This window comes from Sphingomonas sp. IC4-52 (assembly GCF_020707225.1).
Taxonomy (GTDB): domain Bacteria; phylum Pseudomonadota; class Alphaproteobacteria; order Sphingomonadales; family Sphingomonadaceae; genus Sphingomonas.
On sequence record NZ_JAJFEU010000001.1, the window covers coordinates 1,286,913 to 1,308,685 of the forward strand.

At 64.4% G+C, this 21,773-nt stretch carries 21 protein-coding genes; 8 read left to right on the top strand and 13 right to left on the bottom strand.

Annotation, left to right across the window (positions count from 1 at the left end; all coding sequences use genetic code 11):
• Nucleotide 1: 1 nt before the first annotated feature.
• The 5 genes from LK535_RS06375 to LK535_RS06395 form a co-directional block, all read right to left on the bottom strand.
• Nucleotides 2-637: a nicotinate-nucleotide adenylyltransferase gene (locus tag LK535_RS06375; RefSeq protein ID WP_227770988.1), complete on the bottom strand. Its 636-nt coding sequence runs from the start codon at nucleotides 635-637 to the stop codon at nucleotides 2-4.
• Between the two features lie 168 nt (nucleotides 638-805).
• Complete coding sequence (locus LK535_RS06380; RefSeq protein ID WP_227770989.1) at nucleotides 806-2,179, bottom strand: glutamate--cysteine ligase; 1,374 nt, start codon at nucleotides 2,177-2,179, stop codon at nucleotides 806-808.
• Nucleotides 2,180-2,237: 58 nt separating this feature from the next.
• Entirely contained in the window at nucleotides 2,238-2,972 is a 735-nt protein-coding gene (locus LK535_RS06385; RefSeq protein WP_227770990.1) for a 16S rRNA (uracil(1498)-N(3))-methyltransferase, read from the bottom strand.
• Complete coding sequence (locus LK535_RS06390) at nucleotides 2,972-3,145, bottom strand: hypothetical protein (RefSeq protein ID WP_227770991.1); 174 nt, start codon at nucleotides 3,143-3,145, stop codon at nucleotides 2,972-2,974. Before LK535_RS06390 ends, LK535_RS06385 begins: the two co-directional genes overlap by 1 nt.
• Nucleotides 3,146-3,544 carry a DUF2147 domain-containing protein gene (locus tag LK535_RS06395; RefSeq protein WP_227770992.1) on the bottom strand — a complete coding sequence of 133 codons (399 nt, stop codon included), beginning with the start codon at nucleotides 3,542-3,544 and terminating at the stop codon, nucleotides 3,146-3,148.
• A 153-nt stretch (nucleotides 3,545-3,697) separates the two neighbouring features.
• Here LK535_RS06395 and ubiA point away from each other — a divergent pair, with 153 nt between their 5' ends.
• From ubiA to LK535_RS06410, 3 genes are all read left to right on the top strand, one after another.
• A complete protein-coding gene (ubiA, locus tag LK535_RS06400; RefSeq protein ID WP_227770993.1) occupies nucleotides 3,698-4,612 on the top strand; it encodes a 4-hydroxybenzoate octaprenyltransferase in 915 nt (304 codons plus the stop codon).
• Nucleotides 4,613-4,710: 98 nt separating this feature from the next.
• Complete coding sequence (locus tag LK535_RS06405) at nucleotides 4,711-6,057, top strand: TldD/PmbA family protein (protein ID WP_227770994.1); 1,347 nt, start codon at nucleotides 4,711-4,713, stop codon at nucleotides 6,055-6,057.
• Nucleotides 6,050-6,838 carry a 3'(2'),5'-bisphosphate nucleotidase CysQ gene (locus LK535_RS06410; RefSeq protein ID WP_227770995.1) on the top strand — a complete coding sequence of 263 codons (789 nt, stop codon included), beginning with the start codon at nucleotides 6,050-6,052 and terminating at the stop codon, nucleotides 6,836-6,838. The genes LK535_RS06405 and LK535_RS06410 overlap by 8 nt, the downstream gene beginning before the upstream one ends.
• 148 nt (nucleotides 6,839-6,986) lie before the next feature.
• On the opposite strand, the gene LK535_RS06415 is transcribed toward LK535_RS06410, so the two are convergent.
• From LK535_RS06415 to LK535_RS06445, 7 genes are all read right to left on the bottom strand, one after another.
• Nucleotides 6,987-7,733 (bottom strand): HAD-IIB family hydrolase, encoded by a 747-nt coding sequence (locus tag LK535_RS06415; protein ID WP_227770996.1) that lies wholly within the window; start codon nucleotides 7,731-7,733, stop codon nucleotides 6,987-6,989.
• The gene (locus LK535_RS06420; RefSeq protein ID WP_227770997.1) at nucleotides 7,730-8,530 is read right to left on the bottom strand and encodes a Cof-type HAD-IIB family hydrolase; all 801 of its coding nucleotides are present in this window, start codon (nucleotides 8,528-8,530) and stop codon (nucleotides 7,730-7,732) included. Before LK535_RS06420 ends, LK535_RS06415 begins: the two co-directional genes overlap by 4 nt.
• A 10-nt stretch (nucleotides 8,531-8,540) precedes the next feature.
• Nucleotides 8,541-9,563, bottom strand: coding sequence for a phosphogluconate dehydrogenase (NAD(+)-dependent, decarboxylating) (gnd, locus tag LK535_RS06425; RefSeq protein ID WP_227771101.1), 1,023 nt, complete (start codon nucleotides 9,561-9,563; stop codon nucleotides 8,541-8,543).
• 97 nt (nucleotides 9,564-9,660) lie between these two features.
• Nucleotides 9,661-10,770: a transaldolase gene (tal, locus tag LK535_RS06430; RefSeq protein ID WP_227770998.1), complete on the bottom strand. Its 1,110-nt coding sequence runs from the start codon at nucleotides 10,768-10,770 to the stop codon at nucleotides 9,661-9,663.
• 120 nt (nucleotides 10,771-10,890) lie between these two features.
• Complete coding sequence (tkt, locus tag LK535_RS06435; RefSeq protein WP_227770999.1) at nucleotides 10,891-12,945, bottom strand: transketolase; 2,055 nt, start codon at nucleotides 12,943-12,945, stop codon at nucleotides 10,891-10,893.
• Between the two features lie 65 nt (nucleotides 12,946-13,010).
• Complete coding sequence (gene rpiA, locus LK535_RS06440) at nucleotides 13,011-13,688, bottom strand: ribose-5-phosphate isomerase RpiA (RefSeq protein ID WP_227771000.1); 678 nt, start codon at nucleotides 13,686-13,688, stop codon at nucleotides 13,011-13,013.
• 44 nt (nucleotides 13,689-13,732) lie between these two features.
• Nucleotides 13,733-14,626, bottom strand: a complete 894-nt coding sequence (locus LK535_RS06445) for a crotonase/enoyl-CoA hydratase family protein (RefSeq protein ID WP_227771001.1) — start codon at nucleotides 14,624-14,626, stop codon at nucleotides 13,733-13,735.
• Nucleotides 14,627-14,896: 270 nt separating this feature from the next.
• Between LK535_RS06445 and LK535_RS06450 the strand changes: the two genes are divergently transcribed.
• The 3 genes from LK535_RS06450 (at nucleotide 14,897) to LK535_RS06460 (ending at nucleotide 17,278) form a co-directional block, all read left to right on the top strand.
• A complete protein-coding gene (locus LK535_RS06450) occupies nucleotides 14,897-15,331 on the top strand; it encodes a MaoC family dehydratase (RefSeq protein ID WP_227771102.1) in 435 nt (144 codons plus the stop codon).
• Nucleotides 15,332-15,417: 86 nt separating this feature from the next.
• Nucleotides 15,418-16,596, top strand: a complete 1,179-nt coding sequence (locus tag LK535_RS06455) for an acetyl-CoA C-acyltransferase (protein WP_227771002.1) — start codon at nucleotides 15,418-15,420, stop codon at nucleotides 16,594-16,596.
• A gap of 205 nt (nucleotides 16,597-16,801) precedes the next feature.
• Nucleotides 16,802-17,278 (top strand): pyridoxamine 5'-phosphate oxidase family protein, encoded by a 477-nt coding sequence (locus LK535_RS06460; RefSeq protein ID WP_227771003.1) that lies wholly within the window; start codon nucleotides 16,802-16,804, stop codon nucleotides 17,276-17,278.
• Between the two features lie 163 nt (nucleotides 17,279-17,441).
• Here LK535_RS06460 and LK535_RS06465 read toward each other — a convergent pair whose 3' ends face one another.
• Nucleotides 17,442-18,659 (bottom strand): polyhydroxyalkanoate depolymerase, encoded by a 1,218-nt coding sequence (locus LK535_RS06465; RefSeq protein WP_227771004.1) that lies wholly within the window; start codon nucleotides 18,657-18,659, stop codon nucleotides 17,442-17,444.
• A 131-nt stretch (nucleotides 18,660-18,790) separates the two neighbouring features.
• Between LK535_RS06465 and LK535_RS06470 the strand changes: the two genes are divergently transcribed.
• Together LK535_RS06470 and LK535_RS06475 are read left to right on the top strand one after the other, a co-directional pair.
• Nucleotides 18,791-20,569, top strand: a complete 1,779-nt coding sequence (locus tag LK535_RS06470) for an ABC transporter transmembrane domain-containing protein (protein ID WP_227771005.1) — start codon at nucleotides 18,791-18,793, stop codon at nucleotides 20,567-20,569.
• 12 nt (nucleotides 20,570-20,581) lie between these two features.
• Nucleotides 20,582-21,742, top strand: coding sequence for a saccharopine dehydrogenase family protein (locus LK535_RS06475; protein WP_227771006.1), 1,161 nt, complete (start codon nucleotides 20,582-20,584; stop codon nucleotides 21,740-21,742).
• The last annotated feature ends 31 nt before the right edge of the window (nucleotides 21,743-21,773 follow it).

A 21,773-nucleotide genomic window follows, 5' to 3' on the forward strand; every position in this document is an offset into this window, starting at 1 on the left:
TTCACTCCTGGGTGGAAGGTTTGGCTGCTGATATGGGAAGCGCATAGCGCTGATGCCAGGCAGGATTTGCGGCGCGAAGCTGCGTCGCGGATCTCGGGTCAGGGCGGAAACGTAACAGCACCAGGGCTGGAACACTCCACTCGGTCCAGTTCTTCGCCTGGCGTGCGGGCCTCTGGAAGCGCCGCAGCCAACCCATCGCGGGTGCCGCGCGGGCAGCAGCATCATAGCCTGGTCGTGCGATCACCGCAATCGGAACCGTATGTGCGATCCGCCGCCACTCGCGCCAGCGATGAAACTGGCCAAGATTATCCGCGCCCATCACCCAGAGGAAGCGGTGCCTGGGATAGCGGCGGACGAGTGCCGCCAATGTGTCCACGGTATATCGTGTACCCAGTCTCGCCTCGATGTCGGTCGGGCGAATACGAGCAGCACGGGCCACGTGGCGTGCCGAGGCGAGTCGCGCCGCAAGTGGCGCCATACCGGCTGCGGGCTTCAGCGGATTGCCCGGCGACACCAGCCACCACATTTCATCGAGGTCCAACGCCTCGATTGCCGCCAGACTAATCGCGCGGTGGCCGCCGTGCGCCGGATTGAATGATCCACCGAGCAGACCGATGCGATGTGGGCGACGAGTCACCGGTAAGCGACTGCAGCCGCGGATGCGGCGGCCCTTGCCCACTCCGTCGCCCGAAAGCTGTTCAGGGCTCCACACCGTGGCGCACTCAGCATCATTCGCCACTGTGGTCCAATAGCTGCCGGGACAAGCCCGGCGCGACGGACGGACGCCGGGGTCCGTTGGCGAGAATCAGAAGCTCTGCTCAGCATAAACCCTGGACAGATCGCCGCCCCACGCGCCGTGGTAGCGATCGAGAAGTTGTTCGGCGGGCACTTTCCCGAGACGCACGATCTCGCGCAGCGGATCGAGATAGCCGGTCTCATTGTCGCCAGCGCTGTTCAGTCTCGCCCGCGCAGCCAGCCCGCCGCTGGCGATGTCCAGCACCTCACCCGCAATGTCGCGCAACGTGCCCCTGCCCGGCACCGGCGCATCCAGGCCCAGGCGGGGCGCAGCATCGCGCAGCGCCTGCCGCTCATCGAGCGTCCAGTGCTTCACCAGATCCCAGGCGGCGTCGAGCGCGCCCTGATCATAGAGCAGCCCAACCCAAAAAGCAGGCAGCGCACAGATACGGTTCCACGGGCCACCATCCGCGCCGCGCATCTCAAGGAACGTCTTGAGCCGCACTTCGGGGAAAGCGGTGGACAAATGATCGTTCCAGTCGTCCAGCGTCGGCAGTTCGCCGGGCGCGACCGAAAGCTCCCCCTTCAGGAAGTCGCGAAACGAAAGTCCAGCGGCATCGATATACTGGCCATCGCGATAAACGAAGTACATCGGCACATCGAGCATATACTCGGTGTAACGTTCATAGCCGAAGCCATCCTCGAACACGAACGGCAGCATGCCAGTCCGGGCGGGATCGGTGTCCGACCAGATGTGGCTTCGATAACTGAGATAGCCGTTGGGCTTTCCCTCAGTGAACGGTGAGTTGGCAAACAGCGCGGTTGCCAGCGGCTGAAGCGCCAGGCCGACGCGGAATTTCTGCGCCATGTCCGCTTCGCTCGCATAATCCAGGTTCACTTGGATCGTGCAGGTGCGCAGCATCATGTCGAGGCCCATGCTGCCCACCCGCGGCATATGACGCAGCATAATGGCATAGCGGCCCTTGGGCATGATCGGCAGCTCGGCCCGCGTCTTGTCCGGCCACATGCCAAGACCGAGGAAGCCGATGCCCAGCTTCTCGCCCGCGGCCTTCACCTGATCCAGATGACGCCCAGTCTCCGCGCACGTCTCATGCAGGTTCTCGAGCGGCGCGCCGGACAGCTCGAACTGGCCGGCGGGCTCCAGGCTGACTGACCCATCGGCGCCAGTCAGCGCGATCAACTTGCCGTTTTCCTCGACCGGTCGCCAGCCGTGCTGCTGCAACTCGGTAAGCAACGCCCGAATGCCGCCCGTCTCGTCCCAGCTGGGCGCATGATGATCATTCCGGGCATAGACGAACTTCTCATGCTCGGTGCCGATCCGCCACCGTTCCTTCGGCTTCTCGCCACGCGCAAAACTGGCAATCAGCTGGTCGCGCGACTCGATAACAGGCGAGTTGCTGTCTGAAACGGTTTTGGTCGTCATGGCGCGGCCTTAATGGGGGATTGCTGACGGTGCTAGATGCTCCGGCAGCGGTCACCCTTCACCAGTCGCCGGCGTTTGCCATCCAGATTGCCACCGCGGCTGCAGCGGCGGTATCGGCACGCAGAATCCGCGGCCCCAGCCCCATGCCCACCGCCTGCGGCAAGGCGCGGATTGCCTCGCGCTCGGCGTCGTCGAACCCGCCTTCCGGCCCGATCAGAATGGCCGCCGGACCCGGCTTCATCACCGCCTGCGCGGGCGCCCCACCAAGCTCATCGGCGAAATACAGGGAGCGCTCAACGGGCCAGCCGCGCAGCAGCGCCGGAAGCTTCAATGGCTCGGTCACCATCGGCAACGCGGTACGTCCGCATTGCTCCGCCGCCTCGATCATATGGGCGCGCAGCCGTTCTACTTTGGGACGATCCACGACCGTTCGGTGCGTGATGACAGGGACGAGACGGGCGACGCCTAGCTCGCACGCCTTCTCCGCCATCCAGTCTACCCGCCCTTTCTTCAACGGCGCCGCGACCAGCCACAGGTCGGGCACCGCTTCACGCGCCGCCAGCTGCTCCGTAACGTCCAGCGCAACATCGCGCCGGCTCGTAGCGGCCACGACTGCCAACCACTCGCCCGTTATGTCATCGAACAGCCGCACGGGGTCGCCCGCCCTCACGCGCATCACGCTGGCGAGATAATGCGCCTGAGGTCCTTCGATCCGCAGCGGGCCGGCCGCCAATGGCTGATCCACGAACAAGCGGGGGGTCGACCGCGGCGGCCAGGCAGGAGTGGCTATCATCAGCGCGGGCCCTTACGCCGCCCACGTGCGATCAGCCAGCGGGCGATGAGGAACAGGATCAGCCCGGCAAATGCAACAAGCAGCACGATTCCCGTCACCACCCCCGCCACGCGGAGGATAGCGTAGAACAGCGCCTCTACGAAGCGGCCGATGGCGACGGACAGGTGAATCATTCAGCGCACGCGTCGCCAAGTCTGTGATTTGCAGCCGAAGTTTCCAAACAGGCAGCCGGTGCCGACGATCGTATCGCGATCAACCTGCTCAATCGTGCCGTCGAAAGTCTGTCCGATGTCCGGCACATAGACCTCGCCGTACCACAATCCATCCTCTCCCTCGCGGAAGTCGTGGAACAATTGGGTGCCGACGAGTTGATCCGTGCCGCCCGCCGCCGCGTCCGCCTTGGCCTTGGCGGACGCCTGAATTACGGTGCCGCAAAGCCCCCGGCCGCAACGGGCAACCTTGATCCGCACGCTATCGGCGGCATTGCGCCAGGTGCCTTCCCACCCGCTTGCGCGCTGTGCACTGGCCGGCATCGCAACAAGCACGAGGGCGGCAGCTAGGGAAACGCGCATCACTGACATAGCCTTTGCTTAACTCCGCTGGTGTCAAATGCTTCCCGATCCCACCACCTGCGCGGTCTAACCGCGCCTCGGGGAGAAAGGCCTCACCGCAGCTTGTAACAAAGCGCTGTGGCGAAACCACGGCAGCGGCGGTACGCAGGACGGGTGACGACCGCTCCAGACATTACGCCGGACAGCGAGCACCGCGGCCTCGTCGCCGCCCTGCCGGCCAGCATTCGCCCGTTTGCCTTGCTCGCCCGCTTCGATCGACCGATTGGCTGGTGGCTGCTGTTCTGGCCGGGTGCGTGGGCGGTCGCTCTGGCAGGCGGCGCGATCGCGCGCTGGCCGCTGGTCTGCTGGCTTCTGCTCGGCAGCATTGCGATGCGCGGCGCGGGCTGCGTCTACAACGACATCGTGGATCGTGACCTGGATGCAAGCGTCTCACGCACGCGCTCCCGCCCGATTGCGTCGGGCGCCGTATCGGTGAAGGCCGCGTGGCTCTGGCTATCTATCCTCTGCCTCATCGGCCTTCTGGTGCTGCTCCAATTGCGCGTGGATACCGCGATCCTTGCCGTCGCGAGCCTTGTTCTCGTTGCCGCTTATCCCTTCATGAAGCGGATCACCTGGTGGCCGCAGGCTTGGCTCGGCCTCGTCTTCTCCTGGGCGGCGCTGGTCGGCTGGCTCGAAATCTGGGGCACTCTCACTCTGCCCGGCCTCCTGCTCTATGCGGGATCGATCTTTTGGGTGATCGGCTATGACACCATTTATGCATTGCAGGACCGCGAAGATGACGCGCTGGTCGGGGTGCGATCCTCCGCCCTGCGGATGGGTCGCCATGTCCGCGCTGGCACCGGCATCTGCTACGGCTCCGCCTTGCTGCTGTGGGCGAGTGCATTGTGGCTGCATCGCCCCGATCCGCTCGTCTGGCTGGCGCTTCTTCCGACCGCGCTGCACTTGCTCTGGCAAGTTATGACCCTCCGTCCGAACGACGGAGCCGGCGCGCTCGCTCGCTTTCGCGCGAACCGCTTCACCGGGCTGCTGATGTTCCTTGCCTGCCTGGTCGTGGGCACACCACTCTAACGCCCGGCTCCATTTCTCGGCCGGTCTCCGGCTTTGGCCGGCGCCAACCCCGAAGTTGCACTCTAGCAACCGAAGCGTACCCCTCCTAAGTCGCTTCCATGCTGACTCCGACCCAGGCGCAAGAGCGCGCCGCAGACATCGTCGCCCGCGCCAGGAAGGCCGGGGTCGACGCCGCAGATGCCGTTTTCGCTGCTGACGCTTCCACCGAAATATCCGTTCGCCTTGGGAAGCTGGAGGATGTCGGCCGCTCCGAAAGCGAGGATCTGGGTCTGCGGGTCTTTATCGGACAGCGCTCGGCCACTGTCTCCACATCCGACCTCTCTTCCGAAGCGCTGGACGCGCTGGTCGAGCGGGCCGTGGCAATGGCGCGTGAGGCACCCGAGGACAAGTGGGCCGGGCTCGCACCACAGGATCGCCTGATGCACGGTGCCCCGCCCCTTCTGGATCTCGACGACGGCGGCGAAGTTTCTCCTGCCGACCTTCGCGAAGCCGCGCTAGCGGTTGAGGAAGCAGCTCGCGCGGTTCGCGGCGTCACCAACAGCGAGGGCGGCGGCGCAAGCGCATCGCGAAGCGTGTGGGCGCTCGCCACCAGCCACGGTTTCGCGGGCGGCTATGCCACTACCGGATATGGCATTTCGGCGAGCGTGATTGCCGGCGAGGGCAGCGGCATGCAGCGCGACTACGGCTTCCACTCGGCGCGGCACCGCGATCGGCTGGATTCGCCAGAGACGGTCGGCACGCAGGCTGGCGAACGCGCCGTCGCCCGCCTGAACCCGGCTCGAATGGAAAGTGCCGCATTGCCGGTGGTGTTCGACCCGCGGGTCGGGTCGGGGCTGCTCGGACATCTCACCGGCGCCATTTCCGGCCAGGCGATCGCCCGGCGCACGTCCTTCCTGCTCGAATCACTGGGCAGTGCCGTATTCGCGCGCGGCATCGCCATCTCGGACGATCCGCATCGCCCTCACGGCCTTCGCTCCCGCCCTTTCGATGGCGAGGGCCTGCCGGTGTCGCCCTGCGCCGTGGTGGAGGATGGCGTTCTGCAGACCTGGCTGCTTGACAGCGCGTCGGCACGGCAACTGGGGATGTCCCCCACCGGACACGCCGCGCGTGGCGTAGGTGGTGCGCCCGGCGTCACTACCAGCAACTTCTACATGCACGCTGGCCACGTCCCCGTGGCGACATTGATCGGCGACATCGTTCGGGGCGTGTACGTCACCGAGCTGATCGGACAGGGCGTCAATGGCGTCACCGGCGATTACAGCCGCGGCGCGGCCGGTTTCCTGATCGAGAATGGTGAGATCACCTCGCCGGTCGCCGAGTTCACGATCGCAGGCAATCTCAAGGAAATGTACGCCAACCTCACCCCCGCGAACGATCTTGAGTTCCGCTACGGGACGAACGTACCAACCGTGCGAATTGATGGGATGACCGTCGCCGGTGGATGACTTGGCGCAATCGGTTGCGGATATCGCGCGTGAGGCGGGGCAACTCGCCATGGCGCGGTTCCGCACTGATTTTGCCCGGTGGGAAAAGGTGCCGGGTAACCCGGTCTGCGAGGTTGATCTTGCCGTTGACAGGATGCTGCGCGAGCGCCTGTCCGTGCTCCTGCCGGATGCCGGCTGGCTTTCCGAAGAAACCGCGGACAATTCCGATCGCCTCGCTCACCGTCGGATCTGGGTGGTCGACCCAATCGATGGGACGCGGGACTATATTCGCGGTCGAGCCGGTTGGGCCGTGTCAGTCGCCCTGGTTGAGGACGGGCGCCCGGTAATCGGGGTACTCGATGCACCCGTGCGCGACGAAGTGTGGCAGGCCAGCGCCGGGCGCGGAGCAACACTGAACGGGCGACCGCTCGTCGCCAGCCGCCGCGACGAATTCGCGGGCGCACGCGTACCCACCGATGCACTGCCGAAGGCAGATCGCGACCTGACGATGGTTGAAAAGCCCAACTCCATCGCACTGCGCATGGCCATGGTCGCGGACGACCGTGCCGATCTGGTCGCCACGCTGCGCTGGGGCAACGAATGGGACATCGCCGCTGCAGCCCTGATTGCGACGGAAGCTGGCGGCATGGTTACCGATGCGCTCGGCGCGGATCTTGCCTTCAATAAGCCCGATCCTTGCGCCTTTGGCGTGATCACCAGCAGCCGCGGCATTCACCCGGCTGCGCTGGAGAGACTATCAGCGCGCGCGCAGTCGGTGATGGGGCCGCCGAAGAGCTCCTGAAGAGCCTGTGCATGTATCAGGGGCGCAAGTCACCATCAGTCGCGCCCATGATCCTGGTCGCGTGTCCGGGTTGCCGCGATTGGTACAAACCCGACGGCCGGCCCAGTCGTCGCGAAGCGGTGGCGCCGGCAAGAACCGGCGCCGTCCCTCATTTCTGGCAGGCGACCACCGTGGCGATGACGCTCAGCGTATCCTGTGGATCACGAACGCGGACGATATCCAGCCCCAGTTCCTTCGCGGGATAGTCGTTCCCGCCGGGGAAGATGGCATCGCCTACGAACATCATTGCGTCGAGCGGAATGCCGCTCTCGTCACGCAAACGCTTCAGGCCATACGCCTTGTCCACACCTTCTTGCGTGATATCGATCGACGTGGCGCCGCCCATGTTGATCGACAGACCCGGCAGCCGCTTCTTCAGATCGGCCTGGATCACCTTGCGCTTGGCGAAGTCCGGGTCCCACACTTCCTTTGCGTGGATAGGCGCCTGCTGCCCCAGAGCCGAGAAAGTGATCTGGCTGCCACGATCCTCGATCCGTTCGCCCCAGGTCTGCTCCGGAACGAAGCCGGTGGCCTCCAGCGATTCATCGAAAGCCTTGAGGATCTTCTGCTTCTGCTCGTCCGAAAACAGCTCCGCATAGACGGTGCCCCATTGACCGTCCCGAAAAGTGTACAACTTCGTACCCGTGGTCGGCATCAGCCAAAGCTTCGATCGGTCGGCACGCTCCGGCAGCCGCGACGCAACCTGCTTGTCGAACTGGGGCCAGTCCCCGCCCGAAATTACCGCGACGTGAGCGACCGTCAGCAAGTCTGCGAGCGCGTCACCCATGTCGGGCTGAATCGCCTGCTTGCTCTCCGCGAGCGTACCATCGAGATCGAACGCCACCAGTTGCTTCACATCATTCTCCCCAAAATGAACTTGTCGATAGCATGGGCAACGCCGTCGGCGTCATTAGCCAGCGTCACGTCGGCCGCTTTGGCCTTCACATCGTCTGGAGCATTGCCCATCGCGATTGCGCGCCCCGCGCGGCCGAACATCGCCAGATCATTCGCCTGATCCCCGATTGCGATCGTGCGCTCGAGCGGCACGGCAAGCGCGTGGGCAAGCCGCGCGATACCATCCCCCTTGTTGGCCGTCGTCGCCGTGATATCGAGGTAATAGGTCTGTGATTTTACGATCGTCGCCTGACCATCATGCGCGGCAAGGATGCGATCGCGCAGACCATCGAGCACCGCGGTGTCGTCGCAGACGAAGGTGATCTTGTCGGCACGGTTCAGCAGATCCGCAAAGCCGCCGCAAATCGTCGGTTCCTGAGCGGAGGCGATGCATTCGCTTGGCACATGCGGCCCACTGGCCGACGTGGCGAACCATTGATCGTCGGCGAACACCCAAATGTCGACGAGCACCTCGCGCGCAAGATCCAGTGCGCCGCGGGCGACGGCCTCATCGACGAAGTGGCGGCACAGAATCTCGCCATCGCGCCGAAAGACAAGGCCGCCGTTGAACGCGCCCATCGGCACGTCCAGCGAAAGCTGGTCCGCGAGTGACAGGAGCCCCGACATCGGCCTCGCACTGATCATCGTGAAGCCGAAACCGGCCTCGCGCAGGCGCTTCACGGCCTCAATCGTACCAGGGGTCAGCCTCTTCTCCTTGTCGACCAGCGTGCCGTCGACATCGCTGATGACAAGCGTCACTGATGCACCCTCACTGCGGAATTTCGACGTGGCCGCCGAAGCCATAACGCATGGCTGATAGCAGCTTGTCCCCGAACATCTCGTCGATCCGGCTGCGGTAGCGCGCGAACAGCGCCGTCGTGAGCACGGCGACGGGCGTCGCCTGTTCCATCGCCGCCTCGATCGTCCAGCGCCCTTCGCCGGAGTCCGCCACCTTGCCCGAGAATTGTTCCAGCTTCTGATCCTGGGCCAGCGCAGATGCCGTGAGATCGAGCAGCCAGGATGAGATCACCGAACCGCGGCGCCACACCTCGGAAATCTCGGCCAGGTTGAAATCGAATCTTTCGTCCTCAGGCAGATGCGGAACGTTGCGTCCCCACAAGACATCGAAGCCCTCAGCGTAAGCCTGCATGAGGCCATATTCGATCCCGTTGTGCACCATCTTAACGAAGTGCCCGGCACCAGCGCGGCCGGCGTGAATATAGCCTTTCTCCGCCCGCGGATCGCAAGCGTCCCCCCGGTTGGGCGTACGTGGCACACTGCCAAGACCAGGGGCCAACGTGTCAAAGATCGGATCCAGCAGGTCGACGGTTTCCTTGTCGCCGCCGATCATCATGCAATAGCCGCGTTCAAGCCCCCAGACACCGCCGGACGTCCCGACGTCCACATAGTGCACGCCCTTCTCGGAAAGCATCTTGGCGCGGCGGACGTCATCCTTCCAGAAGGTGTTACCGCCATCGATGATGATATCGCCCGCGGCACACTCACCGCCACACAGCGCCTCAATCGTCTCCTCGGTCGGCGCGCCAGCGGGCAGCATGACCCAGAAGATTGCCGGGGTGTCGAGCTTGCTCTTCATATCGGCCAGCGACTCTGCCGCCACCGCACCTTCGCTGCCCAGACCGGCAACAGCATCGGTGTTGCGATCCCATACGACCACCTCGTGGCCTCCGCGCATCAAGCGACGCGCGATGTTGCCGCCCATGCGGCCGAGGCCGATGATGCCGATCTTCATACTGTCAGGCTCCACGTGATTTTGCCGGTTGGGCCAAATCCACCGAAAAGCGCAAGCCGGGCCACGTGGCCCTTTGCACGCCTTTCGCCGGGTTCATCGCGAACGGTGGAGGACAGGTTTCCGTTCCGCAGGCTGATCAAGCCTCCGCGGGATGCTTGGCCTGGATAGAGCCGAGCAGGTCATCGAAAGACTTGCTGAACGATGCCACGCCCTCTTCCACCAACCGTTCTGTGACCTCGGCAAGATCAAGCCCGAGCCGCTCGACATCGGCCAGGATTTGGCGGGCGCCCTCAACGTCTTCGGTTAGCGTGACCCGAGCGGTTCCGCGCTCGCGGAACGCGTCCAGGGTCTTCGGCGGCATGGTGTTGACCGTGTCAGGGCCGATCAGCGTGTCGACGTAGAGGGTATCCGGATAGTCCGGGTTCTTCGTTCCGGTCGAGGCCCACAGCAGCCGCTGCGGCTGCGCGCCCTTGGCAGCGAGCGCCTGCCAGCGGTCCGAGGCGATGAACTCCTGATACCAGGCATAGGCGAGCTTCGCGTTTGCGATTGCCACCTTGCCCTTCAGCGCCTTCGCTTCCTCGCCGCCCGTGCCGGCGTCGATCTTCTTGTCGATCTCATTGTCGATACGGCTGATGAAGAAGCTGGCAACGCTGGCGATCCGGTCGATCGGCTGCCCGCGCTGAACGCGCTGCTCCAGCCCCTCAACATAGGCCATCGCCACGGCCTGGTACGCCTGCTGGGAGAACAGCAACGTGACGTTGACATTGATCCCGTTGGCGATGGTGGCGGCAATCGCAGGCACGCCGGCCGGCGTCCCCGGGATCTTGATCATCAGGTTGGGACGATCGACTGCCTTCCACAGCTTTTCGGCCTCGGCGATCGTACCATCGGTATCGTTGGCGAGATAGGGCGAGACCTCAAGGCTGACGTAGCCATCCTTGCCGTTCAGCCGATCATAGACCGGGCGAAGCGTCTCTGCGGCGGCCTTGATGTCCTGGATGGCAAGATGTTCGTACCGGTCCATTGCCGGCGCGCCGGGGTTCGCCTTGTCAAACGCCGCGAGCGTGCCGTCATAAGCAGTGCCCTCGCCCATGGCCTTCTGGAAAATGGTGGGATTGGAGGTCACGCCGGTCACGCCATCCTCGGCCACCAGCTTCTCCAGCCCGCCTTCCTCGAGGAACTTGCGGTCCACGAAGTCGAGCCATACCGCTTGGCCTGCGTTCGCGAGATCGTTGAGCTTGCCCATCTGTCCTGTCTCCGTCCGTTCGTGTCGAGCGAAGTCGAGACACGTTGGCGTGTAGCAACGCCGGCCCGTCCGGTCCCGGTCCTAGACTTCGCTCGGACCGGACGGGGGTGTCATTACCAGTTAGGCAGCCATGACCTCTTTCGCCACCTTCACCACGTTATCGGCGGTGAAGCCGAATTTGTCGGCAAGCTTGGCGATCGGCGCCGAGGCACCGAAGGTGGACATGGTGATGGTCTTGCCGGCAAGGCCGACGTAACGCTCCCAGCCAATCTCGCCGGCCATCTCGATCGCGACGCGAGCGGTCACCGCCTTGGGCAGCACGCTTTCCTTGTACGCGTCGCTCTGCTTCTCGAAGCGGTACCAACTGGGGATGGAGACGACACGGCTCTTCACCCCATCGGCGAGCAGCTTTTCGTGCGCCTCAAGCGCAAGGCTGACTTCACTGCCCGTCGCCAGCAGGATCACGTCCGGCGTACCATCGCTGTCGGCGAGAACATAGCCGCCCTGCTTCACGCCATCCGCGCTGGCGTACTTGGAACGGTCAAGCGTGGGCAATGCCTGGCGCGAGAGCACGAGCGCGGCGGGCTGCTTCGGCGTTTCCACGATCGCGCGCCATGCAGCCGCGACCTCATTCGCGTCGGCGGGCCGGATCATGTCGAGGCCCGGCGTCGCGCGCATCATGGCCAGCATCTCGATCGGCTGGTGCGTCGGGCCGTCCTCGCCCACGCCGATCGAGTCGTGCGTGAAGATCCAGGTGGTGCCGAGCTCCATCAGCGCCGAAAGGCGGACCGGTGGGCGCATGTAATCGAGGAAGACGAGAAAGGTGCTGCCGTAGGAACGCAACCCCGACAGCGCCATGCCGACCGCGACCGAGCCCATGGCATGTTCGCGCACGCCGAAGTGGAAGTTGCGGCCCGCATAATCGCTGGGCGAGAAGCTCGCCTCGCCCTTGATGTCGGTCTTCGTCGACGGCGCGAGATCCGCCGAGCCGCCGATCAGCCACGGCATCTTCTTGGCAATCGCGTTCAGCACCTTGCCACCGGCATCGCGACTGGCGAGGCCCTTGGGATCAGCGTCGAAGGTCGGGATATCAGCGTCCCAACCCTGCGGCAGCGTGCCGCTGATGATGGCATCGACTTCCTTGGCGAGCTCGGGATGCTCGGTGCGATACTTCTGAAGCGTCGCGTCCCACGCCGCGCGCAACGGCACGCCGCGGCTGGCGACGGCCTGCTCGAAGGATTCCTGCACGCCTTCCGGCACATAGAAGTTTTTGTCCGTCGGCCAGCCATAGGCTTCCTTGGTCAGGCGGACATTCTCTTCGCCCAGCGCTTCGCCATGCGCCTTCTCGCTACCGGCGCGCGGAGAGCCCCAGCCGATCACCGACTTCACGATGATCAAGGTCGGCTTGTCGGTGGTGGCGCGGAACTGTTCGAACGCCCTGGTGAGCGCGGGAACGTCGTTGGCGTCATCCACGTGGATGACGTTCCAGTGATACGCCTCGAAGCGCTTGCCAACATCCTCGTTGAACGCCAGGTCGGTGTCGCCCTCGATCGAGATTTGGTTGCTGTCGTAGATCCAGCAGAGGTTCGAGAGCTTCAGATGGCCCGCGAGGCTGGCGGCTTCCGAAGCGACGCCTTCCATCATGTCACCGTCACCACACAGCGCGTAGACGCTGTGGTCAAACAGGGTGAAGCCGGGCTTGTTGTATCGCGCCGCCATCCAGCGCTCCGCGATCGCCATACCGACCGAATTGCCGCAGCCCTGGCCGAGCGGGCCGGTGGTCGTCTCGACGCCGACGGTGTGGCTGTATTCCGGATGGCCCGGCGTCTTGGAGCCGAGCTGGCGGAACTGCTTGATATCTTCAAGGCTGACCGCGGGGGCGCCATCGGGCTGCTTCACGCCGGCGAGATGCAGCAGCGAATAAAGCAGCATGGAGGCGTGGCCAACCGACAGGACGAAGCGGTCGCGGTTGGGCCAGTTCGCCTGCGCAGGATCGTAGCGCAGGAACTTAGTCCAAAGCGTATGGCCTACCGGCGCGAGGGCCATCGGCGTTCCGGGGTGGCCCGAATTGGCTGCCTGCACCGCATCCATCGACAGCGTACGGATCGTGTCGATCTCAAGTCGCTCGGACGTGCCGTCCTCATGAACGTTCGCGGGATTGGCGGTGTCGGTCATCGGGGGCCTCGCTGATGTGGGATCGAACGTCCGGGCCAATGCCCGGTTGCCGAGTCGCGGCCCCTCTAGTCGCTCCGTTCGTCGCGTTCCAGTCGCGCAACGGTACCGCGTGCTGCGATATAGGTCGCATCCACCTCGTCCAGAAACAATCCATGGCCAAGCACGCCCGGGATCGACATGATCTGCGCCGCCAGCGCGCGCGGATCGGCCATGGATTGGAAGCGGCAGTCTGCCACGAGATTTTCGTTGTCGGTTCGGTAGTCCGGTCGGATGCTCACTGCCGCGCCGAGCGCAGCAAGCTTTGTCACAACAAAGCTACGCGCGAAGGGTAGCACTTCCACCGGGAGTTTCGCGGCACCGATCCTTGCCACCCGCTTGGAGCCATCGGCGATCACGATGAAGCGCCGCGCCGCCGCTGCGACAGCCTTCTCCCGCAGCATGGCGCCGCCCGCGCCCTTGATAGCCCAGAAGCGCTCGTCAATTTCGTCGGTGCCATCAATGGCGATGTCCACTGCCGGGCAGTCCGCAAAGTCGATGACCTCAATCCCTGCGGACTGAGCCGCCCGCGCCGTCGCCTTACTCGTCGCAACCGCCTGCACTTTAAGCCCGGTCGCAACCCGATGTGCGAGCGCCGAAATGGCAAAGGCCGCGGTCGATCCGGTGCCGAGGCCGACGGTCATCCCGTCCCGAACCTCCGCCACCGCAGCTTCCGCGGCCAGCCTCTTGTCATCCTCGGCGCTCATGCCCTGCTATAACGCAGGTGGAGCGCCGAAGGGTCAACGGCGTGTCAGGCGTACTTCTGCTCTTCCCACCACGGGAAGAAGTCCGGCATCGCCTCGGACACCTTGTCCGGATACACCGGCGTGCGCTTTTCGAGGAAGGAGGTGACGCCTTCCTTCGCATCGCCTGAGCGGCCGCGCGAGAGGATCGCGCGGCTGTCGATCTTATGCGCATCCATCGGGTGGCTCATGCCGAGGCCGCGCCACAGCATCTGGCGGGTGAGCGCGACCGACACGGGCGCGGTGTTGTCGGCGATCTCGCGGGCAAGGGCGTTGGCGACGGCGAGCAGCTCGCCGCCCGGCACCACCTGCTTCACGAGACGGCCATTCAGCGCCTCCTGCGCATCGAAGACGCGGCCCGAGAAGCACCATTCCAGCGCCTGGTTGATGCCGACGACGCGCGGCAAGAAGAAGCTGGACGCGGCCTCCGGGACGATGCCGCGGCGGGCGAACACGAAGCCGAAGCGCGCGGTGTCACTGGCGATGCGGATGTCCATCGGCAGCTGCATGGTGGAGCCGATGCCGACCGCGGGGCCGTTTACCGCGGCGATCACCGGCTTCAGGCATTCGAAGATGCGCAGCGTCAGCCGGCCGCCGCCGTCGCGCGCCTCCTCCATCTCATAGGTGAGGCCGCCCTGGCCGCTGCCGTGATCGGGGCGATCGGTGCGATTGTCATAATCGAAGGTCTTGGCGCCCGCCGACAGATCCGCGCCGGCGCAGAAGGCGCGGCCAGCGCCCGTCACGATGACGCAGCGCACGTCGTCATCGGCATCCACCTTGTCGAACGCGTCGATCATCTCGGCCATCATCGTGCCGGTGAATGCGTTGAGCTTTTCCGGCCGGTTCAGCGTGATCGTCGCGATACCGTCCTTCACGTCATAGATGATCTGCTCGTACGCCAAGCTGCCTCTCCTTACTTGCGCCGCCCCTCCGGCAGCTTCGCCGACGACCATAACATTATTTATGGTGGCACAGGCAAGCGAGTCGCTGCAGTGGCAGTTGCCGTAACGGCATTTTCGAAGGTGCGGTTCGCCGATACGGCCCCTGTAAAGCGGCAAATTCCATCCTGCGGTTCACAAGGGTTGCGAGGCTGGCGCCCACGCGACTACAGGTGCGCTGCACCCGCGAACGGGATGAGGAAGCCAAGGGGAGTCTTCGTGAACGCAGACGAGATGAAGGCCGCGATCGGCAAGGAAAGCGTGTCCGAATGGGTCGAAGTGACCCAGGAAATGATCAACAAGTTCGCCGACGCGACCGGTGACCACCAGTTCATCCACATCGACCCGGAACGCGCCAAGCAGACGCCGTTCGGCACCACCATCGCGCACGGCTTCCTGACGCTGTCGCTGCTGCCTTTGCTGTCGGCCAAGAACCCGGACATGCCGCGGCTCGACGGCGTGAAGATGGGCGTCAATTACGGCGGCAACAAAGTCCGCTTCCTCGCGCCGGTTCCGTCGGGATCGCGCGTGCGCGGCCGTTCGAAGCTGACCGAATTCGACGAGAAGCGCCCGGGCCAGTACCAGTTCACCACCGAGACCACGATCGAGATCGAAGGCAGCGAAAAGCCGGCGATGATCGCGGAGTGGATCACCCAGGTCTTCACCTGATATCTTCCTGACCGCCGCCCTCCCCAGGGAGCGCCGCCCGCAGCCGCGGGCGGACCGGCCACCAACCTTACCCAAGGACAACAACCATGCGTTCCGCCGTCATCGTCTCCACCGCCCGTACGCCGATCGGCCGGGCCTATCGTGGCGCGTTCAACAACACGCTGTCGCCGACGCTCGCCAGCCATGCGATCAAGGCCGCCGTCGAGCGCGCCGGGATCGACGGTGCTGAAATCCAGGACGTCGTGATGGGCGCCGCGCTCCAGCAGGGCGCGCAGGCGACCAACATTGCGCGCACCTCGCTGCTGCGCGCCGGCCTCCCCACCTCGGTCTCGGGCATGTCGCTCGACCGCCAGTGCGCATCGGGCCTGATGGCGATCGCGACTGCCGCAAAGCAGATCGTGGTCGACAACATGGACGTGACGCTGGGCGGCGGCGTCGATTCGATCAGCATCGTCCAGACGCCGCAGATGCGCGTGCAGCCCGACCCAGAACTGGTCGAGATGCACAAGGACATCTACATGCCGATGCTGCAGACCGCCGAAGTGGTGGCCAAGCGTTATGGCATCAGCCGCGACGCGCAGGACGAATATGGCTTCCAGTCGCAGCAGCGCACCGCCGCCGCGCAGGCCGCCGGCAAGTTCGATGACGAGATCATCCCCGTCACCGCCAACATGGCGATCACCGACAAGGAGACCAAGGAAGTCTCCTACAAGGAAGTGACGCTGGCGAAGGACGAGGGCAACCGCCCGGACACCACGCTGGAGGGCCTGAAGTCGCTGAAGCCGGTGCTTGGCCCGGACCTCAACATCACCGCCGGCAACGCCTCGCAGCTGTCGGACGGCGCATCGGCCAGCGTGCTGATGGAAGAGAAGCTGGCCGAGAAGAAGGGCCTGACCCCGCTGGGCCGCTATGTCGGCATGGCCGTTGCCGGCACCGAGCCGGACGAGATGGGCATCGGCCCGGTCTTCGCGATCCCCAAGCTGCTCGAGCGCTTCAACCTGAAGATGGACGACATCGGCCTGTGGGAGCTGAACGAGGCGTTCGCGGTGCAGGTGCTGTACTGCCGTGACAAGCTGGGCATCCCCAACGAGCTGCTGAACGTGAACGGCGGCGCGATCTCGATCGGCCACCCGTACGGCATGTCGGGCGCGCGCATGACGGGCCACGCGCTGATCGAAGGCAAGCGTCGCGGCGCTAAGTATGTCGTGATCACGATGTGCGTCGGCGGCGGCATGGGCGCAGCGGGCCTGTTCGAGGTTCTTTGAACCGGAGTCTCTAGCGGGGCGCTCGTGCCCCGCCGGCGACGGCTAACTTATTGAGAATGGCTCCGCACGCACCAGCGTCCGGGGCCATTTTCGTTTCGTCCGCGGTCGTTCACGATCACTCGCCAGCGGTGACGCTCATTAACCCAACGCAACCAACCCACGCCGCTCACGTTCTCCCGGTAAATCCAAAGCAGGAGACGATGAGATGGCCAGTCACGACAGCCCGCAGGAAGTCGCCGAGACTTTTCTTCGCAAGGTGGAAGAAAGTCCGTTCGTGATGATCGGGCTGATGGATGGTGAGCATTCGGAGCCGATGAACGTCAAACTTGACGAGTCTCAGCCGAACACCTTGTTCATCTTCTCCGCTCACGACAATCGCATCGCGAAGGGTGGCAAGGCCATGGCTCAATTCGTGGGCAAAGGTCACGATTTCTTCGCCTGCCTTGCAGGTCGGGTGTCGCAGGAGACGGACCAGGCCACGTTTGACCGCCTTTGGGACAATCGGGTCCAGGCGTGGTTCCCGAACGGCAAGGCTGATGCTCGCCTCAACCGTTTCGACGTCACTTCGGCTGAGCTGTGGGAGACCGATGTTGCGCTGAGCGGCAGGTTGAAGATGCTATTCGGCGGCACGATCGATGCATCGGAGTCGTCAAGTCACGCGAAGGTCGGCTCGATCGCCTGATCGGCCGACGCGGGGCTTCTAGCCGACGATCGGCGGAAGCCCCGACCTGACCGGCCGAGTAGCTAGTCTTCGAGCGTTGCTGGCAGCGATCGCAAAGCGTTGCTCCAAGCAAGCAAGACTAACCTTGCGCCTCGGCTCGGGCAGGTTCACGTTGAGGGCCGCGTCAATCGTGCGCGGCAATCCACGCTTCTACGACAGGCGCAATCCTGTCGCGCCACTTCGACCCGTTGAAGATGCCATAGTGGCCGACGCCCTCGGCCATGTAATAGCGCTTCATGTCCGCCGGCAGATTGCTTGCGAGCGTCAACGCCGCCTTGGTCTGGCCAAGCCCCGAAATGTCGTCTCGCTCCCCTTCGACGGCGAGGATGGCGATATCGGTGATCGCGGCCGGGTCCACCGGAACACCGCGGTGGGTCATCGCTCCTCTGGGCAGCGCATGACGCTGAAAAACCTGGTCGATCGTTTGCAGGTAATATTCCGCCGTCATGTCACAGACCGAGCGATATTCGTCGTAGAACTCCTTGGTCGCATCGGCGCTTTCACCGTCGCCACGGACGAGATGTTTGAACATCTCCCAATGGCTCATCATGTGATTGCCCAAGTTCATCGACATGAAGCCGGTGAGCTGCAGAAAGCCAGGATATACGCGTCGCCCCGCACCCGGGTACATGGCCGGCACCGTCGCGATCACATTCTGCTCGAACCAGGCATGCGGTCGCTCGGTTGCCAACTGGTTGACCGCGGTAGGTGCCTCGCGGGTATCCACGGGACCGCCCATCATGGTCAGCGTCCTTGGTCGGCATGGATGCTGCTGGGCACTCATCAGGCAAGCAGCGGCGTAGGACGGTACTGATGGCTGGCAGACAGCCAGCATATGCGCACCGGGACCGATCGCCTCGAGGAACTCGACGAGATAATCGATATAGTCGTCGAGGTCGAAGCTGCCTTCCGCGAGTGGCACGAGCTTCGCGTCCGCCCAATCGGTGATGTACACGTCGGCAAAGGGCAGCATCCGCTCGACCGTCCCTCGCAGCAGCGTTGCGAAGTGCCCCGACATCGGCGCCACGATCAGCAGCCGCGGGCCGCCCGTGACACCGTCGCGCACGAACCGCTTCAGCTGACCAAAAGGCTTGCGAAGAACGACTTCCTCGCGCACCGCGACATGCTGCCCATCAATCAGAACATGGTCGAGCGCAAAGTTCGGCTTTCCACGCGGTGCCGCAGCATGCGCGAACACCTCAAGCGCCGAGCCCATGATCTGTCCGCCGCCGAAATAGGCGAAGGGGTTTGCCGGGTTCTGCAACATGCCCGCGCCAAAATTGGCCATTGCACTTGCCGTTGCTAGCAGTGAGCGCTGGAACTCATAGGCATCGTAGAGCATCGGGTATCCTGTAGCGCAGGAAGGCACTGGCACCATATAAGTATTGTGCACCTGCACAATCAGGGGCGCTGCCGATTGCCTTGAGACGGTGGCGATTGAGCCACACCTCGGGCGCTGCTAGGTGCCCCCGCATGGCCAGCAACGCGGCGGTGGAGCCGCCCTCAACGCGCCGGATCGGCAATCTCGCTCTCGTCTGGCGCCACGCCAAGCGCTACCCTGGGCAGATCGCTGCCGCTTGGACCGCGCTCGCGATCACGTCGGCGGCGACGATCGCCATCCCCTATAGCTTCAAGCGAGTGATAGACCGGGGGTTTACGGCAAATGCTGGCGAAGCGGTCGCCGGCGCCTTCCACTATATGCTGATGATCGTCGCCGTGTTGGCGATCGGCACCGCCGTGCGCTTCTACTTCGTGTCTTGGCTGGGCGAGCGAGTCGTTGCCGACATCCGCACCAGCGTGCAGCGCCACCTGCTCACACTGAGCCCCAGGTTCTTCGAGGAAAACCGTCCTTCTGAAATCGCCAGCCGGATGACGGCGGACACGGCACAGATCGAGATGGTGGTGGGGACCACCGTATCGGTGGCCCTTCGCAACGCCTTCACCGGCATAGGCGGTCTGGTCTACCTGTTTGCCATATCGCCGAAACTTGCCGGCCTGTTATGCCTCGGCATTCCGCTGGTAATCCTGCCGATCATGTTGCTTGGTCGGAAGGTGCGCAACTACTCGCGGACCTCGCAGGATCGAGTTGCAGACGTCGGCGCCATGGTGACCGAAACATTGGGCGCGATGAAGATCGTCCAGGCGTTCGGGCAGGAGCGCCGTGAGGCCCAACGCTTCGCCGGAGCGGTCGAGGCAACGATGGCGGCCGCCGAGCGGCGTATCCTGTTACGCGCCGTGATGACCGCAATCGTCATCGGCCTGGTCTTCGGCTCGATCACCCTGGTCTTGTGGGAGGGAGCAACGGACGTTGCCGCGGGCCGGCTCTCCGGCGGGTCGATCGCTGCATTCGTGCTGACCGGCGGCATCGTGGCAGGCGCCTTTGGCGCGCTGACAGAGGTATATGGCGAGCTGCTGCGCGGTGCCGGTGCGGCTGGCCGGCTGGCGGAGCTCATGTCCGAAACGCCGGATATCGCTGCCCCTGCCCGCCCCATGTCGCTTGTCGAGCTTGCCCGCGGCGAGGTGACGTTCGAGCATGTCGAGTTCCGTTATCCCTCGCGCCCGGACACGGCCGCGCTGCACGATTTCTCACTCCGAGTAGCGCCGGGAGAAACGGTGGCTCTGGTGGGACCGTCCGGCGCAGGCAAGACGACATTGTTCCAGCTTCTTCAGCGCTTCTACGATCCCGCGGAAGGCCGGCTGACGATCGACGGCGTGAACCTTCGCGACGCCGATCCGGCCGCCGTGCGAGCGCGCATCGCTATGGTGCCACAGGAAACGGTGATCTTCGCCGCGTCTGCCCGAGACAATCTGCGCTACGGCCGCTGGGAGGCCGATGACGATGCGTTATGGGCCGCTGCCGAGGCTGCGAACGCCGCCAAGTTCCTTCGCGAGCTGCCGGAGGGGCTCGATACGTTCCTTGGCGAGGGCGGTGCCCGGCTGTCGGGTGGTCAACGCCAGCGCGTGGCAATCGCCCGCGCACTGTTGCGCGACGCTCCGATTCTGCTGCTAGACGAGGCGACCAGCGCCCTCGACGCCGAAAGCGAGCGCCTGGTGCAGGAAGCCCTGGAGCGGCTGATGGCGGATCGCACCACGCTGGTCATCGCCCATCGCCTGGCCACCGTACGCGCGGCCAACCGAATCGTGGTAATGGATGGCGGGAGGATCGTCGAACAGGGCGACCACGCGGCGCTGATGGCGCGCAGCGGGCTCTATGCCCGCTTGGCGAGCCTTCAGTTCAGCGAAGCGGCATAGCAGGAGGAAGTGATGGCGAGCGAATTCGACGTAATCGTCTATGGCGCGACCGGCTACACTGGGCGTTTGGTGGCCGAATATATCGCTGGCGCCTACCCCACCGGTGTTCGCTGGGCCATGGCGGGGCGCTCGCTCAGCAAGCTTCAGGAGGTGCGCGAGGAGATGGGCATCGGCACCCACCTGCCGCTCCTCACCGCCAACTCGGACGATCCTGCCTCTTTGCGGGCGTTGTGCGAGCGAACGAGCGTGGTGATCTCGACCGTTGGCCCTTACCAGCTGTACGGCAGCGATCTTGTCGCCGCGTGCGCCGCCACGGGAACCGCTTACGTGGATCTGTGCGGCGAGCCAGGTTGGATGCGGCGGATGATCGACGCGCACCATGACGAGGCAAAGCGCACTGGCGCACGGATCGTCTTCTCGTGCGGCTTCGATTCCATTCCGTTCGACCTCGGCGTGATGACCTTGCAAGAAGCAGCGATCAAGCGCTTTGGCCGCCCCGCGCCGCGCGTTAAGGGCCGGGTGCGGGTCATGAAAGGTGGCTTTTCCGGGGGAACTGCCGCGAGCCTCAAGGCAACCCTCGCCACCGCCGCCAAAGACCCGTCGCTGGTACCGCTCCTCGCCAGCCCTTTTGCACTTACTCCGGGACACAGCGGCCCTCATCAGCCGACCGGTCTCATCCCGGAGTTCGATTCCACGATCAACTGCTGGGTTGCCCCGTTTGTGATGGCGCCGATCAACACCAAGAACGTGCATCGCACCAATTTCCTGCTCGGCGGGCGCTATGGCAGTGATTTCGTCTACGACGAGATGATGGTTGCCGGCTTGGGCGAAATGGGCAAGGCGGCTGCCGAAGCGATTGCAAAGCTGAACCCGTTCGCCGGCGACAGCGGGCCCAAGCCAGGCGAAGGCCCGACCAAGGAAGAACGCGAAACCGGCCACTACGATGTGCTGTTCATCGGCCTGATGCCGGACGGCACTCGCCTTGACGCGGTGGTGACCGGCGATCGCGACCCCGGCTATGGCTCGACCAGCAAGATGCTGGCTGAAAGTGCCTTGTGTCTGGTGCAGGACGTTCAGGGCGAAGGCGGGATCTGGACGCCGGGTGCATTGATGGGACCGCAGTTACGTGATCGCCTGACGAAGAACGCTGGGCTCACCTTCACCGCCTGCTAAACGATAGGCTGACGCAAGGCTTTTGGCACCT

Excerpts from the sequence above, each read along its gene's own strand:
- LK535_RS06465 (WP_227771004.1), bottom strand. The coding sequence starts at position 18,659 with ATGCTCTACGATGCCTATGAGTTCCAGCGCTCACTGCTAGCAACGGCA.
- LK535_RS06460 (WP_227771003.1), top strand. The coding sequence starts at position 16,802 with ATGGCCAGTCACGACAGCCCGCAGGAAGTCGCCGAGACTTTTCTTCGC.
- LK535_RS06450 (WP_227771102.1), top strand. The coding sequence starts at position 14,897 with ATGAAGGCCGCGATCGGCAAGGAAAGCGTGTCCGAATGGGTCGAAGTG.
- LK535_RS06380 (WP_227770989.1), bottom strand. The coding sequence starts at position 2,179 with ATGACGACCAAAACCGTTTCAGACAGCAACTCGCCTGTTATCGAGTCG.
- tkt (WP_227770999.1), bottom strand. The coding sequence starts at position 12,945 with ATGACCGACACCGCCAATCCCGCGAACGTTCATGAGGACGGCACGTCC.
- LK535_RS06390 (WP_227770991.1), bottom strand. The coding sequence starts at position 3,145 with ATGATTCACCTGTCCGTCGCCATCGGCCGCTTCGTAGAGGCGCTGTTC.
- LK535_RS06470 (WP_227771005.1), top strand. The coding sequence starts at position 18,791 with ATGGCCAGCAACGCGGCGGTGGAGCCGCCCTCAACGCGCCGGATCGGC.
- LK535_RS06455 (WP_227771002.1), top strand. The coding sequence starts at position 15,418 with ATGCGTTCCGCCGTCATCGTCTCCACCGCCCGTACGCCGATCGGCCGG.
- LK535_RS06385 (WP_227770990.1), bottom strand. The coding sequence starts at position 2,972 with ATGATAGCCACTCCTGCCTGGCCGCCGCGGTCGACCCCCCGCTTGTTC.
- LK535_RS06405 (WP_227770994.1), top strand. The coding sequence starts at position 4,711 with ATGCTGACTCCGACCCAGGCGCAAGAGCGCGCCGCAGACATCGTCGCC.
- tal (WP_227770998.1), bottom strand. The coding sequence starts at position 10,770 with ATGGGCAAGCTCAACGATCTCGCGAACGCAGGCCAAGCGGTATGGCTC.
- LK535_RS06475 (WP_227771006.1), top strand. The coding sequence starts at position 20,582 with ATGGCGAGCGAATTCGACGTAATCGTCTATGGCGCGACCGGCTACACT.
- LK535_RS06395 (WP_227770992.1), bottom strand. The coding sequence starts at position 3,544 with ATGCGCGTTTCCCTAGCTGCCGCCCTCGTGCTTGTTGCGATGCCGGCC.
- rpiA (WP_227771000.1), bottom strand. The coding sequence starts at position 13,688 with ATGAGCGCCGAGGATGACAAGAGGCTGGCCGCGGAAGCTGCGGTGGCG.